Source organism: Marinomonas sp. PE14-40, from assembly GCF_051623805.1.
Lineage (GTDB): Bacteria > Pseudomonadota > Gammaproteobacteria > Pseudomonadales > Marinomonadaceae > Marinomonas.
Map to the genome: position 1 here is coordinate 2,081,688 of NZ_CP130700.1, position 14,636 is coordinate 2,096,323.

At 41.9% G+C, this 14,636-nt stretch carries 13 protein-coding genes; 4 read left to right on the forward strand and 9 right to left on the reverse strand.

Going from position 1 to position 14,636, the window contains the following annotated elements:
- Nucleotides 1–9 precede the first annotated feature (9 nt).
- A complete protein-coding gene (glgX, locus tag Q0A08_RS09525) occupies nt 10–2,097 on the forward strand; it encodes a glycogen debranching protein GlgX (RefSeq protein ID WP_438466663.1) in 2,088 nt (695 codons plus the stop codon).
- Nucleotides 2,098–2,241: 144 nt separating this feature from the next.
- Here glgX and Q0A08_RS09530 read toward each other — a convergent pair whose 3' ends face one another.
- Nucleotides 2,242–3,999, reverse strand: a complete 1,758-nt coding sequence (locus tag Q0A08_RS09530; RefSeq protein ID WP_438466665.1) for an ABC transporter transmembrane domain-containing protein — start codon at nt 3,997–3,999, stop codon at nt 2,242–2,244.
- A gap of 60 nt (nt 4,000–4,059) precedes the next feature.
- Here Q0A08_RS09530 and Q0A08_RS09535 point away from each other — a divergent pair, with 60 nt between their 5' ends.
- Entirely contained in the window at nt 4,060–5,151 is a 1,092-nt protein-coding gene (locus Q0A08_RS09535; RefSeq protein ID WP_438466667.1) for a serine/threonine protein kinase, read from the forward strand.
- A gap of 67 nt (nt 5,152–5,218) precedes the next feature.
- The gene (locus tag Q0A08_RS09540) at nt 5,219–7,240 is read left to right on the forward strand and encodes a RecQ family ATP-dependent DNA helicase (protein ID WP_438466669.1); all 2,022 of its coding nucleotides are present in this window, start codon (nt 5,219–5,221) and stop codon (nt 7,238–7,240) included.
- 16 nt (nt 7,241–7,256) lie between these two features.
- On the opposite strand, the gene Q0A08_RS09545 is transcribed toward Q0A08_RS09540, so the two are convergent.
- From Q0A08_RS09545 to Q0A08_RS09575, 7 genes are all read right to left on the reverse strand, one after another.
- Nucleotides 7,257–7,652 (reverse strand): VOC family protein, encoded by a 396-nt coding sequence (locus tag Q0A08_RS09545; protein WP_438466671.1) that lies wholly within the window; start codon nt 7,650–7,652, stop codon nt 7,257–7,259.
- Nucleotides 7,653–7,916: 264 nt separating this feature from the next.
- On the reverse strand, nt 7,917–8,798 hold the full coding sequence (locus tag Q0A08_RS09550) for a LysR family transcriptional regulator (RefSeq protein ID WP_438466673.1): 882 nt from the start codon (nt 8,796–8,798) through the stop codon (nt 7,917–7,919).
- Nucleotides 8,799–8,807: 9 nt separating this feature from the next.
- On the reverse strand, nt 8,808–9,518 hold the full coding sequence (locus Q0A08_RS09555; protein WP_438466675.1) for an HAD family hydrolase: 711 nt from the start codon (nt 9,516–9,518) through the stop codon (nt 8,808–8,810).
- Between the two features lie 2 nt (nt 9,519–9,520).
- Nucleotides 9,521–10,333 carry an alkaline phosphatase family protein gene (locus tag Q0A08_RS09560; RefSeq protein WP_438466677.1) on the reverse strand — a complete coding sequence of 271 codons (813 nt, stop codon included), beginning with the start codon at nt 10,331–10,333 and terminating at the stop codon, nt 9,521–9,523.
- A gap of 154 nt (nt 10,334–10,487) precedes the next feature.
- Nucleotides 10,488–10,829: a GIY-YIG nuclease family protein gene (locus Q0A08_RS09565; protein WP_438466679.1), complete on the reverse strand. Its 342-nt coding sequence runs from the start codon at nt 10,827–10,829 to the stop codon at nt 10,488–10,490.
- A 101-nt stretch (nt 10,830–10,930) separates the two neighbouring features.
- Nucleotides 10,931–11,542, reverse strand: a complete 612-nt coding sequence (locus Q0A08_RS09570) for a LysE family translocator (RefSeq protein ID WP_438466681.1) — start codon at nt 11,540–11,542, stop codon at nt 10,931–10,933.
- 1 nt (nt 11,543) lies between these two features.
- A complete protein-coding gene (locus Q0A08_RS09575) occupies nt 11,544–11,747 on the reverse strand; it encodes a DUF1127 domain-containing protein (protein WP_438466683.1) in 204 nt (67 codons plus the stop codon).
- A gap of 248 nt (nt 11,748–11,995) precedes the next feature.
- Here Q0A08_RS09575 and Q0A08_RS09580 point away from each other — a divergent pair, with 248 nt between their 5' ends.
- Nucleotides 11,996–13,429 (forward strand): PLP-dependent aminotransferase family protein, encoded by a 1,434-nt coding sequence (locus tag Q0A08_RS09580; RefSeq protein ID WP_438466685.1) that lies wholly within the window; start codon nt 11,996–11,998, stop codon nt 13,427–13,429.
- Nucleotides 13,430–13,534: 105 nt separating this feature from the next.
- Here Q0A08_RS09580 and Q0A08_RS09585 read toward each other — a convergent pair whose 3' ends face one another.
- Complete coding sequence (locus Q0A08_RS09585; protein ID WP_438466687.1) at nt 13,535–14,566, reverse strand: oxidoreductase; 1,032 nt, start codon at nt 14,564–14,566, stop codon at nt 13,535–13,537.
- Between the last annotated feature and the right edge of the window lie 70 nt (nt 14,567–14,636).

Sequence of the window (14,636 nt, forward strand, 5' to 3'; positions counted from 1 at the left end):
GGTAGATAAATGCAAAACCAAAAATCTCAAACCTCGTACATTCAAACACCCGGTCACCCTCACCCACTGGGAGCAAGCCTTACTGAGACAGGTGTTAATTTTGCGATTTACTCTCATCACGCCAAGCAAGTTAGTCTTTGTTTATTTGCTTCAGACGATCAAGAAGTCGAGCACCAAATAGCCCTCAAGCAAAAGACACAAGGTATTTGGCATGCAGAGATACACGGCCTAAAAGACGGCCAATTGTATGGCTATCGTATTGATGGAGAATTTAACCCCAAAGAGCAACACCTTTTTAATCCTCATAAGTTGTTACTCGACCCTTATGCGAAAAAGCTCAGCGACAAGCTCCATTGGCATCCAGACCAAAGCGCCATGCTAAAAACAGGTGCAATGAATACACAAGATTCAGCTCACTCAGTACCTAAATGCATTGTTAGCCAGCAAAATGAAAAAGCCAAACATGCGCTTAGTAAAAAGATAAAAGCAGAAAATCGTAGCCTTTACGAAGTGCATATTAAAGGCTTTAGCCAACAGCTAGACATAGATGAGAGACTCAAAGGTAAGTACCTAGGCCTCATTGAGCCTAAAAGCCTAGCGCATCTAAAAGCCTTGGGGATTACCAGCTTACAAATAATGCCTTGCTTCGCCTTTGCCAGTGAGCTGCGCTTACAAGCGCTCGGTCTTACAAACTATTGGGGCTACAACCCTATTAACTTTTTCACACCTGATTATGAATATGCTATTGAAGACCCAGTAGCCGAATTCAAACTCATGGTAGAAGGCTTACATAAAGCAGGTTTTGAGGTCATTTTAGATGTGGTTTATAACCACACCTACGAAGGCGAATTAGACCAAGCAAATATCAGCTTTAAGGGAATCGATAACAAGAGCTACTATCGCTCAGAACAAGGCGAATACTTAAACTTCACAGGCTGCGGTAACTGTTTTGATACTTACCACCCAAAGAGCATTCAGCTCATTATGGACAGTATGCGTTATTGGCTAGAGGTAATGGGAGTAGATGGTTTCCGCTTTGACCTTGGGGTCGATCTCGGGCGAACTCAACATGGCTTTGATAGCCGAGCGCCTTTATTAAGCGCCATGCTACAAGACCCTATCATCTCACAAGCTTGTCTCATATCTGAACCTTGGGATATAGGGCCAGATGGCTATCAACTCGGCCAATTCCCGACTGCCTTTTTAGAATGTAATGATAAATACAGAGATAACATCAAGCGCTTTTGGCGTGGAGATAAAGCCCAAGTGCAAGAGTTTGCAACACGCATTATGGGGTCTCGAGATATCTTTCATAAAGGCCATAAAAGCGCGGTGCAGTCGGTTAACTATGTCAGCTATCACGATGGTTTTACCTTACACGATTTAGTGAGCTATGAGAGTCGACACAACCTCGCCAACCAAGAGAGTAACCGCGATGGTCATGGTGAAAATATTAGTCGAAACTTTGGACATGAAGGGGAAACCGATAATGAGCAGATTAACCAAGAGCGACTTAACCAACAAAGTTGCTTGATCGCTACTCTCCTTTTAAGCCAAGGCACGCCTCACATTTTAGCAGGGGATGAGCTATCCAATACGCAAATGGGCAATAACAACGCCTATTGCCAAGATAATGAAATTTCTTGGTTAAATTGGAAAACATCAGCAAAACGCAACCTGCTAGAAAGCCAAATAAGTCAGCTTTTAGCCCTGAGAAAGCAGCATCCAATTTTAGCCGAATGCCGCCTTGAAGATGACGCGCTTTTTCATCATGACATTAAAGACAATGTTATCTGGCTCAATCAGAAAAACGAACCCATGACACATGATGATTGGCACCAAGAAGACAGAGATTTTATCTCTTTGATTCTTGAAAGACGCAAGGATGCAGGTAGCTTAGACAGGCTCTGGTTAGGCTTTTATCGAGGCGGCCTTGTTAATGCACCATCTGATACAGGAAATCGTTTAGCTGACTCACCACTTGAAATACCACTCAAATGGCAAACGAAACTGCTCTTTGGTACTCAAGGTGTGAGTCTGGATGACACTAGCCTTAAGTGTGCTCATGCATCTGTTTTTGTGGCCCAACTAAGCTAAGGCGCTCTCTAGAATAGAAAGCTAAATAAAGCGCTAAAATAGAGAGTTAAAAGCAGAGAGAGAAAGGAAAGGCTGAGCCAGTGAATTCACTGGCTCTTTAAACACAATAAAAAACGAGAAAAGAAAAAGCCCTAATAAAGAGCACTAAGCATGCTGAAATTGCAGCTTGGCTAACTTGGCATAAAGCGGTGAGTTTTCTAACAACTCCGCATGAGTACCTTGAGCCACCAGCTTGCCTTGCTCCATCAGAATAATACGATCAGCATTCACCACAGTAGACAGTCTATGGGCGATGATTAAGCTAGTTCGACCTTGCATTAAATGCTCAAGCGCTTGCTGTACATGATGCTCACTTTGCGCATCTAGCGCACTGGTCGCCTCATCAAGTAACAATATTGGCGCATCTTTTAAAATCGCTCTAGCAATGGCAATTCGCTGCATTTGCCCACCTGAGAGCTTAACGCCATTTTCACCAAGATCAGAGTCATAACCTTCTGGTAACTGCATAATAAAATCATGGGCAAAGGCCGCTTTAGCCGCTTTTACTATGTCTTCCATACTGGCTTCAGGTCTTGCATAGGCAATATTCTGAGCCACACTAATATCAAATAAGGCTGCATGTTGCGGCACTATGGCCATATTTTCACGTAAAGCACTTAAGCCAAGCTGACGAATATTTTGCCCCAATAGACTGATAGCCCCAGAGTCCACATCATAAAAACGTAACAAGAGCTCTAACAAGGTAGACTTACCTGCACCTGATGGCCCCACAAGCGCGATCCTTTCTCCTTTACGTAAGCTTAAATCTAACTGGCTAATGGCCTTATCAGATCGGCTTGAATAAGCGAAATTAACCTGATTAAAGCGAATCATTTCTTCACCAAGCCCAGTACCGTGCACATCTTCAATTTGAGTGGGCGTATCGGCATTTGGAGGAATTTTATTTGGCGTATGTAGCAGTTCGATTAAACGCTCAGCGGCCCCTGCTGCACGCTGTAATTCACCCATCACTTCAGAAATAGCTGCCACTGCTGCTGCCACCATAATGGCGTAGAACAAGAAGCTAGCAAGCTCGCCTCCTGTGATGCGCCCTTGCATCACATCGTTACCACCGACCCACAACATGGCAGCAATGGCCGACATAGAGAGTACGATGACAACAACAGAGAGGAAGGCTCTTTGCCTAATGCGTTGCACACTGACATTAAAAGCACGCTCGACCACATTAGAAAAAATCCCTACATCATGATCTTGCTGATTATGACTTTGCACGACTTTGATATGACGAAGAGACTCACCCACATGACCGCCTACCTTGGCGATTTCATCTTGTGTATCACGTGAGAGTTTTCGTACTTTACGGCCAAAGAATAGAATTGGCACTATCACCAGAGGCACACTCAAAAGCACTATAAAAGTGAGTTTGGCATTGGTCACCATCAAGAGCACGCAGCCACCAATAAGCATCAAAATATTACGCAGAGCAATGGAGACCGATGATCCGATCACACTCTGTAAAAGTGTCGTATCCGTGGTAATTCGCGATTGAATTTCACCACTTTTTTGCTCTTCAAAAAAAGCAGGGTGTAAATTAATCAAATGAGAAAATACCGCTTTACGCAGATCAGCAACAACCTTTTCACCAATCCAAGACACCAGGAAAAACCGAATAAAGCTGCCTAATGCTAATAAACCTACCAAGCCTAAGAAGATGGCAATGCTGTCTAATAAGGCCTCACTCGAACCTGATGCGATACCATTATCAATAAGAAACCGCACTCCTTGCCCTAAACTTAAGGTCACCCCTGCAGTCACGATAAGAGCCAGACTGGCAAAGAAGATTTGCTTCTTATAAGGCAAAATAAAAGGCAATAAATGGCTCAAACTTGCAGTATTTTTCATTAATAATCCTTACTCAATTTCCCAAATTCTTAATTAGGTAAAACACCCTTTGGGGAAGGTATGATTAAAGTAACAAACACTGGCCTTAATACCTATGGGCTTGCTACTCTAGGCAGTCTTTACCTTGTTATTTCCTTGTTTTATTTTTTTACGCTAACTGAGCATCCTATGTCTGATCATCCCTTTTCTGCCCTCACTCCAGATTTTGTCATCAATGCCGTTGAAAGCATTGGCCTTTGGTGCGATGCCAGAATCTATCCACTTAACAGTTACGAGAATCGGGTTTATCAAGTTGGTATTGAAGATAGCACACCCTTGGTCGCAAAGTTTTATCGTCCTAACCGTTGGACTAAAGAACAAATTCTAGAAGAGCATGATGCGCTTTTTGCTCTCGCTCAAGCTGACATTAATGTGATTGCCCCAAAACAAATAGAAGGAGAAAGCCTGTTTTTATATGGGGATTTCTTCTTTTGTGTTTATGACAAACTTATCGGCAAAGCACCCGATGCGGACAATATGGACCACCTTTTTGTTACCGGTGAAACCTTGGCTCAAATCCACCAAGGGTTGCAAGCAGCAGAGTTTAAAACACGCCCTAGCATGGCACCTGTTGCAGACTTCACCAAGGCGATTGAGCAATTAAAAGTGTGTCAGCATTTACCTAAATTTCTTAGAGAAAGATTAGATAAAATAAATGCAAAGTTATTACCTCTCATTCAAACTCAAGTTGATAAGTATTGGCCTACTAAGCAATACCCTATTCATGGGGACTGCCACAGATCCAACTTACTCGTTGACGGGTCTGATGATATCTATTTATTAGATTTTGATGATGCGAAAACAGGCCCTGCGGTACAAGATTTATGGTTGCACCTCTCAGGTAATCTGACCCAGCAAAAGCAACAATTGAGTGAATTAATTGAAGGTTATGAAAGCTATTTTGAGTTTAATGAAAAAGAGTTAGAACTCATCGACAGTCTAAAAGCCATTCGTTTAGTACAATATGCCGCTTGGTTAGACGCCCGTTGGGATGATCCCGCCTTCCCGATGGCCTTCCCTTGGTTTAGCGGTGAAGACTATTGGCTCAACCTCTTAAATGACCTAGAACTCATCATACAAGACTGGGGCAAACTCGCTGCGCCTGCTTACTAATTAATACTAAGATAGCACGATAGATTAAAAACCAATTCACACAAACATAAGACAAAATTAGCTAACTATGAATCTCATACCTGCCCTACAGCAACACTTTGGATTTGATCAATTTCGTGGCGGACAAGAACAATGTGTCCGTCAAGTGCTAGCTGGGCAATCTAGCTTAGCTATTTTTCCAACAGGGGCAGGTAAATCCTTATGTTATCAATTCAGTGCCACTCAACTTAGTGGTATTACACTCGTCGTATCGCCCTTGCTAGCGCTCATTAAGGATCAGGTCGAGTTTCTACAAATCAAAGGCATAGGCGCTGCCAGTTTGGACTCAAGCCAGACACCGGATCAAAATCGCGACATTATGCGCCAAGTACGTGAAGGCCAAATCAAGATACTCATGGTGTCGGTAGAACGTTTTAACAATGAGAGCTTCCGTAATTTCCTGCACACCTTATCCATCTCATTATTGGTGGTAGATGAAGCTCACTGTATTTCAGAATGGGGCCATAATTTTCGCCCTGATTATTTAAAACTCCCTGATTATCAACGCCAGTTTAACATTCCTTTAGTATTGCTTTTAACCGCGACAGCCGCCCCTAAAGTAAAACGAGATATGGCAGCAAAATTTGCCATAGACGAACAGCATATAGTACAAACAGGCTTCTATCGTTCTAACTTAAATTTAGCTGTCTTAAGCGTCCCTCAAGCGGATAAAAAAGCAGCCTTGTTAAACGCATTGAAACAACGCCTTTCGCCTCAAACAAATGAAGCAGAGCCAGCCATTGTCTATGTCACCTTGCAATATAGCGCGGAAGAAACCGCTCAATGGTTAAGAGCTAACCAAGTCTCTGCTCAGGCCTACCATGCAGGATTAGATAGCGAACGCCGTGAGCAAATTCAGCAAGATTTCATGTCAGGCAAGCTCAATACAGTAGTCGCTACTATTGCCTTTGGCATGGGAATCGACAAATCCAATATTCGTCATGTCATTCACTATGATCTACCAAAATCGATTGAAAACTATAGCCAAGAGATTGGCCGTGCAGGTCGAGATGGGCAAGCCTCAAACTGTGTCACCTTGGCAAACCTTGAAGGCCTTTCGACCTTAGAAAACTTTGTTTATGGAGATACGCCAGAACTTGAAAGCATTGCCTACTTATTAGATCTGATTGATCAACAAAGTGTGATGCAGCGTACTCTGACTTGGGAAATGCAGCTGTATGCGCTTTCTAATGAAACCAATATTCGTCAACTTCCTTTAAAAACACTACTAGTACAACTTGAGCTAATGGGCATTATCAGCCCTAAATACGCCTATTACGCGCATTTTCGCTACAAGTTTGTCACGCCTATGGCCCAAGTACTCAGTCAGTTCGATGCCGATAGATCTGCTTTTTTAATGCAAGTTTTCGAAGCGACTAAGTTCAAAAAGGTTTGGGGCGAACCTAACTTTGAGTTTTGGGCACAAGATGCTAAAGACAGAGCAATTAAAGCCTTAGATTACTTAAGTGAAAAAGGTTTAATCGAGCTAGAAACGAAACAGTTAACACAAGTTTATGAGGTATATGACCTTTCTCAAAAGGAACAGGTTGCGGTTCAACTTGGTGACTATTTCAAACAAAAGGAAGAGGCAGAAATTAATCGAATTGCCAAGCTCATTGCCTTCTTTGAACAAGACACCTGCTTAAACAGAAGTTTGGCGCATTACTTTGGAGACAAAAGTTTTGGTGATGAGAGTTTTGGAGACAAAAGTTTTGGTAATGAAAGCACTGAGAATAAAGGCATAAAAGCCCAATGCGGCCACTGTTCAAGTTGCTTAGGAAATAGCATAGGTAAACTTAGCAGACACGAAATGAATGAGAACGACATAGACTCAGAGCAAGTTAGACAAGACCTCAGCGAGTTAGCTAGCACTTTTCAGTCAGCCCTTAAGCTTCATCCAGATAGTATGAGTCTGGATACCAAGTGCCGCTTTCTAGCAGGGATCAGCACGCCTTATCTGACAAAGTGTCGAGCAAAACGTTTATCAGGTTTTGCCCGTTATCAAGATCAAAGCTATGCCAAGTTAAGACAATTAGTACAAGACTTATAAACTAAGGCCTGTCTTCTTAGTCAGACTGAGTCGCTGCTTCATCTTCAGGGTAGCGGCTTATTTCGATCAGGTTATTATCCAGATCATTAATATACACAGACATCATAGGCCCCATAGCGCCAGTCTTCTCCACAGGTCCTTCTAGAATATCCACTTGTTTATGTTTTAAATGGGCAATGACTTCATCTAGGCTAATCTTAGCAATCAAGCAAAGGTCACCCGAGCCTTCAAGTGCATGATTACGCATTTCTTGGCCCGCAGTTTGAAAGTTAATTTTCTGTTCACCAAAACTCACCGCCTTGCGGCCATTGGCAAATATAATGGGTGTCATGCCAAGCACTTCAACAAAGAAGTTCACTGAGGCATCAATATCGGAAACTGTTAACACTAGATGATCTATATGACTAATCATAGAAGGCTCAATTTATCCCTAAGGTGTAAAACAGTACTAAAAAGCGCTGAAAAATCAGACGGCTTCCTAGCCTTTTAAATCGTTATCGATCTCCAGTTTAGGCCCAGAGCGTATGCAAAACAAGCCTTGAATGAGAGCAAATTTCAAGTTAATGAGGGGTTTCATTTTAGGGGGTTATAAGACAAAGGCGATTGTCATTAAGCGGTGAAGTAATCTAGATGCTTTTATCAAGGGTCTAAGGCAGAAGGACTTACTCCAAGCTAACTACGCCTTCGTTGCCACTTGTTCGAGAGCAAGCTGGACAAACTCTTGTACGGCAGGCATCACGCTGCGATTTTTTAGCCAAACAACATGTTCAACAGCCGGCTCATCTGCTTCGATAATGTCTAAAGTGAGATACCTATCATCGGCACGAATATCATGCTCAAACGCAAAACCAACCCCTAATCCATGAATCACAGCCTCACAAATCTCATGCCTATGATCTAAACGAATTTGACTATGACCCACAATATCATGTGCCGCTAGCAGTTTATCTAGGCATACCTGGGTATAACAAGAATGAGCAGAGAAGATCAGAGGATATTCCGCCAAGGTTTTGATGCTCACTTCTTTTAACCTATACAACGGGCTGGACTTAGCAACAATCGCCACTAACTTATGACGATGGAATTCGAAACTGGATAAAGACGCGTGCTTTTTCGCAAGAGGAAACAAGCCAATATCCACTTCACGATTTAACACTTGAGACAAACAATCCGCACTGGTTGTCGAGTTAATCTCTAGACAGGTTTCCCCATACTGATGTCGAAACTCAGCCAATAAAGGCATAAAGATAAGGGCTGATGCTGTGGCAATTTTAATACTTGGTAAAAGGCCTTGGTTTTCAGCTGAAAGTACTGCATCTAAGGCATTGCCTAAATCCGTATATTGCCTAGAAACCTGATAAAGGCGCTTACCATGATTCGTTAACTCAAACCCGTTTGGGGTTCGTTCCAATAAATAATGACCAGAACGAGACTCTAGCTTACGGATTTGAGCGGTTACCGCAGGCTGGCTTACCTCTAACGCACTCGCCGCTCGTGTAAAATTGCCATGTTCCACCACGGCATTAAAAGCACGAATTTCAGACAGACTAATGCTCATTTTACAAGATTAATTACTTGTTGCTTGAGAACGATGCAACTCTGTTGAAAGTGCCTCATCACGTCGCCAATCTAAGATAGGCCACTTTTTCTCATTGGCAATTTTCGCCAAACGCTCATCAGGATTAGTAACAATAGGAAAGTCCACATGCTCAAGTAGCGGTAAATCGTTAATCGAGTCAGAGTAGAAATGACTATGTTCAAATTCACGCCCACTCTCAGCTAGCCACTCTTTCAAGCGAATAACCTTGCCTTCACGATAACTCACCTGCCCAGCAATTTGCTTGGTAGGCATATCGTTGTCATCCATCACAAGATCGATAGCCAGCACATTATCTAACTCAAGTAAGGCAGCAATAGGCTTAACCAAAAAGGTCACTGTGGCCGAAATCACTAAAACTTCATCACCTTGCTGCTTAATGCGTTTAATTAGCTCAATCGCCTGAGGATAAAACTTTTGCAACATCACTTGGCTGACAAAGGTCTGAATTCCAGCATCCAATAAAGGCTTTGAAAATTGCTTAAGCGGTTCAACCTGAAGATTCACATAATCCTGCATCAAGAGTTCGCCTTTATGGTAGAGATCCATCAGCCTTGCTTCTTCTGCCAAAAAGTTTGTCTTATCCATCCAGCCTTGATCACACATAAATTCGCAGAATAAAGACGAGCTGTCACCTGCGATTAACGTTTCATCAAGATCAAAAATATGTAAATCAGTCATGTTTAACCCTTCAAAATATTCTGAGCAAAATGCTTATCATGCCCTTCTATACCGAGCAGTTGGCAGGCTAGTCCACAGATATCGGTTTGCTTAACTGGTTGCAACTCTGATTGTGGGCGAAATTCCTCACCAAGGACCATAAAGGGTACTTCAATTTCTTCAGGGAGGGTACCACCGTGTGAATGATCATTGTTCATACCATGATCTGCCGTGATCATAATCTGATAACCCAGCTCTAACCACTGAGGTAAAAAGTGAGATAGATAACCATCCATACGGCGGGCTGAGTTACGATACTGCTGGCTATCTAACGCAAATTTATGGCCAATATCATCCACGTTCATAGTATGAATTAACAAAAAATCCGGGTCATGCTTCTGTCTTAAATGCTCGCCATCCAACAAGGTGTGATGATCAGGGTAATGGTCTTGATGATAAAAAATGCCTTGTTGGATCGGCATAGCTTCATTATCCGTAAACCTGTGCTTAATGGCATCATAGGGGCAAGTGTTATATAGCTCACTAATCCAATGGTATGCAGCGGCTGCCGTTTTAAGCCCGGCACCTTGCGCAAGATGGAAGATACTTTTTTCAGTGGATAAACGAATCGTATTATTATCGACAATACCGCTTTCTAAAGGTGTTCTGCCCGTTAAAATACTTTCGTATAAAGGGCGAGATAAGGAAGGTAATTCACAAGCCATTTTATAGAGTTTACCCTGACCTGCTTGCTCAAGCGCGGCTAAGAAACCCATACATTCTTTTGCGACTTGATAGTTCAAACCATCAATCACAATTAAGATCACTTTATTCATACTGTCTGCTCCTACCAAGTACGTATGCCAGCTTTCTGTAAAAGACAAACTGACTGTTTGGGGAGCAGAATATATAAAAACAAAAGCTTTAGTTATGAATAATGGCAAGCAAACCTTATATTTATAACCTGAAATTATTTTATGAAATAAACTATCACTTATTAGAAGCTAAAATATCATCTAAGGTGAGTGAACCATGAATCAGGGAGAGTTTTTTCTTACGATCGATTTGCTTGATTTTATATTCGATCGACATAGCCTCTCGTTTATCACCTATGGCTTGATGCCACATAAGTGCTAAGGGCCCCTTGCCTCTTAAATAACGAGCACCCTTTTTAGAATTTGAGGCATGTTCTTGGAAGCGCCTGTCGACATCCGTTGTTACCCCTGCATACAAGGTATTCAGCCGCGTACGTATTAAATACACACTCCATACTTGCTCATTTTCAGAACTCGTTATTACCTTAATTTGAGAGGATTCTGCATCTATTGTCATAATTTTTTGTATCGCGTATTCATCATCAAGCCCATGTATTTAAGCTTACATGGGCATGGTTTACAAAAGGTTTGCCTAATGGTCAGTTCTTAAGGATATAACTAATCTACTAGAATGAAAATCAAAGTTGCCGCCGTCATCATCCCCATAAACCAATTAAAATTACGTTTACGCTTAACCGAAGTGAGCCACTGCCTAATAGCAACCCCAAGACCTGCCCAAAGACTGATAGCAAAAAAGCCCATGGTTGCAAACGCTAAGATGATCCAAAACCCTGACTGCCAATACATGTCCCCAGTAAGGGTAAAAGTACTCACACTACCAATCGCCATGGTCCAAGCTTTAGGGTTCACAAACTGGAACAAGGAAGCCGAATGCAAACGCATAGGTCTGGCTTTTACATCACTTGCCTGTAAAGCACTTTCATCAGTCGGCGCATTTGCTATCTTCCATGCAAGCCATAATAAGTAAAGACTACCCACAACCTTAAGCACATCATACAACACAGGGTAAAGTTCAAACGCCGCCCCTAATCCAACCAATACAGAACTGATCAGACACGCCATACCAATTATGATGCCAAACATATGAGGCAAGGTACGTATGTATCCAAACTGAGCACCTGAAGCCAGTAACATTAAATTATTAGGCCCTGGCGTTACCGACATCACAAAAGCAAATAAAGCGATGGCAAAGAAAAATGACAGTTCCATATTAATCCTCCTTACCTTTTGATTGTCGTTTCATCACATCATGTATAAAACACCATAAGTTAGCTTTCTTCGCTTCTTTCATCGCAGCCTGAGGTGCTACGGCGATATCTTTAAGCTGAGTCTGACTTAAATGGCAGAGTTGACGGCGTGTAGAATAAATTTTCATTGCGCCTTGGATCTTGTGAAATAAAGCAATTAATAGCATCGTCTTCTCCTTCTTGTTTCATACATTATGATTACCCTCTTAAATCATTATTAAGCGGGTTTTGATTAAGTGAATCTAGTTTAAAAAACATAACAGAAACAATACAGACTCAAAATAAGATCATTTAAACCATACAGTTTGAGTTTAAAATACCCTGTATTGTCTTTTTAAACTCAATCTGTATTGGAATAAATGCGAAATATTGATTAATATTCAATCTAACTTCTCTTTGATAACAGACAGTCACTATGAAACTCTATCAAAAACTGGCCAACGAATTACGCGACCATATCCAACAGGGTTATTTTCAAACTGGCGATAAAATGCCTTCTGTCAGACAACTGGCAAGCCAACATGAGGTGAGTATTTCAACGGTACAAGAAGCCTATCGCCACCTTGAAATGGAAAGTCTGGTAGAGGCAAGACCTAAGTCTGGTTACTTTGCGACGCCTAATAGCAACAACCATAGTTTGCCAGAGGTTTCGCGACCGCCTCAAAGACCAATGGAAGTATCCCAATGGGAACAAGTGCTCACCCAACTGATCAATAGAGAGAATAAAGGCAACATTCAGCTTCAACATGCTATGCCTAATATGGATAGCTCTTCACTAAAGCCTCTCCTTAAAAAGCTTTCCGACCTCACCAAGCACAATATTAGTGATAGCTTGTCTTATGGGGATGTAAAAGGCGCGCTTGTGCTGAGAGAACAGCTTTGTCGCCTTGCTTTAGGTTTTGGTTGTCATCTTCATCCAAACGACCTTGTTGTAACCTCTGGTTGCCAAGAAGCCTTATCTGTTTGTCTAAGAGCCGTTGCCGATGCAGGTGAAATTATCGCCATTGAATCTCCAAGTTTTTATGGTTCAATTCAAGCGATTAAAGCCGCCAATTTAAAAGCCATTGAGATCCCTACTCACCCAGTGACAGGCCTTAGTTTAGAAGCCTTAGAGCTAGCACTTGACCAGTGGCCGATTAAAGCAATTTTGGTTACACCAACCTGTAACAACCCTTTTGGCTACACCATGCCAAATGAAAATAAACAAAAGCTTTATAAACTGGCCCAGAGCTATGATATTGCCATTATTGAAGATGATATTTACGGGGATATTTCTTATCAATTCCCTAGGCCAAAAACGGTCAAAACCTTTGATGAAGACGGCCGAGTCATGTTCTGCTCCTCTTTTTCTAAAACCATCGCTCCGGGGTTAAGAGTGGGATGGATAGCACCGGGACGTTATCGCGATAAAGTCACTCATATTAAATATGTGAGTAATTCTATGTGCCCAACTTTGCCACAGCTTGCCATTGCAGATTTTATCAAAACAGGGGGTTATGACAGGCACATAAGACGCTCTCGCCAAGAATACCGACAAGCCAGAGATCACTTTATTCAAACCCTTAACAAGTACTTTCCTGCTGAAACTAAAATCAGCCTCCCTGAAGGTGGCTTTATTTTATGGGTTGAATTACCCAAGCACATAGATGTAGTGAAACTTTCTGAAGAGTGCCAGAAACACGACATTAATATCGCCCCGGGTACACTCTTTTCTGTCACAGGAAAGTACCGTCACTGTATGCGACTTAATTTTAGCGAGAAGGACATGAAAACCCGTGAAGACGGTATAAGAAAGCTCGCTTTTTTAATTAAACAGCAAGAAGAAAATTTAGAAATCGAAGCGCATTAACCTAAAAAGCCCAGTTTCATACAAGATATAAAACTGGGCTTCTTTAAAGCAGATAATTTAAGTGTAAAGCCTTTAGATTAAAGCCTTTTCACTCTAAAAAAGTCCTTAGAAGTTCACATCCAACCTCTGACCTTTTGCTTCACTCTCAAGGACTAACTCTATTAATCTAATGCTATTTAAGCTCTGTTCTGCCCCCATATCTTGGTAATCACCCGTTTCTATTGCCTTAGCCAGATCAGCAAAGAAGTTCTGATAACAGCCTTTCTCTGTTGGGATAAGCTCGACATTTTCGTCATCGTAAAGCTTACCAAATTCGGTTAACTTCTCAGCGCCCCAATTATCGCCAACAGGCAATTCCCCTGCTCTTAAGCAATCTTCTTGAGGGTCTAGACCATACTTTACATAACTTGCCTTATCACCTTGCACTTGGAACCTTAAATTAGGCCCAGAGCAAAAAAGGTTGGCAACTAAAATGACTTCTCGTTCTGGATAATGCAGGGTTAAATGGAAATAGTCTGTTGTGCTTCCCCCTTTGCGCATTATCTTACAACTAGCACTCACACTTTGCGGCAAGCCAAATAAGGTTAAGGTTTGGTCCAAAAGGTGTGGCGCTAGATCATACAAGATACCGCCACCATCCGTTGCCATTTCACGCCAGCGCTGCTGTACGTTTGGACGAAAGCGATCAAAATGAGACTCATACACTCTAACCTCACCTAGCATTTTCTCTTCTATCAGACGCTTAACCGTAAGAAAGTCACCATCATAACGTCGGTTCTGATAGACACTCAGTAACAGACCCTTTTCTTTAGCCAGCTTGATTAGCGCTTCACCATCTTGTGAACGAGTCACAAAAGGTTTTTCAATTAATACATGCTTGCCATGTTCAAGTGCTAATTTTGCTAAAGGGTAATGCACATCATTGGGCGCAGTAATAATGATTAAGTCAGCCTCTGTCTGCATTATCATCTCATCAGCACTTTGGTAATGAGCGATCTCAGGCCAATCAGCCAATACCGCGTCTTTCTTGGAGCTGCTCACAGCCACAAAACGAAAAGAGTCTGCGGTCGTAATAAAAGGGATATGAAATGTTTTCGATGAGAAGCCATAACCAACAATGGCCGTTTTAATGCTCATATTTTAATCCTGTTTATGTGCTTAAGTTGCTGTTAAGACAAGCGTTTAAGGTAAGGAATAGAGAACTAGT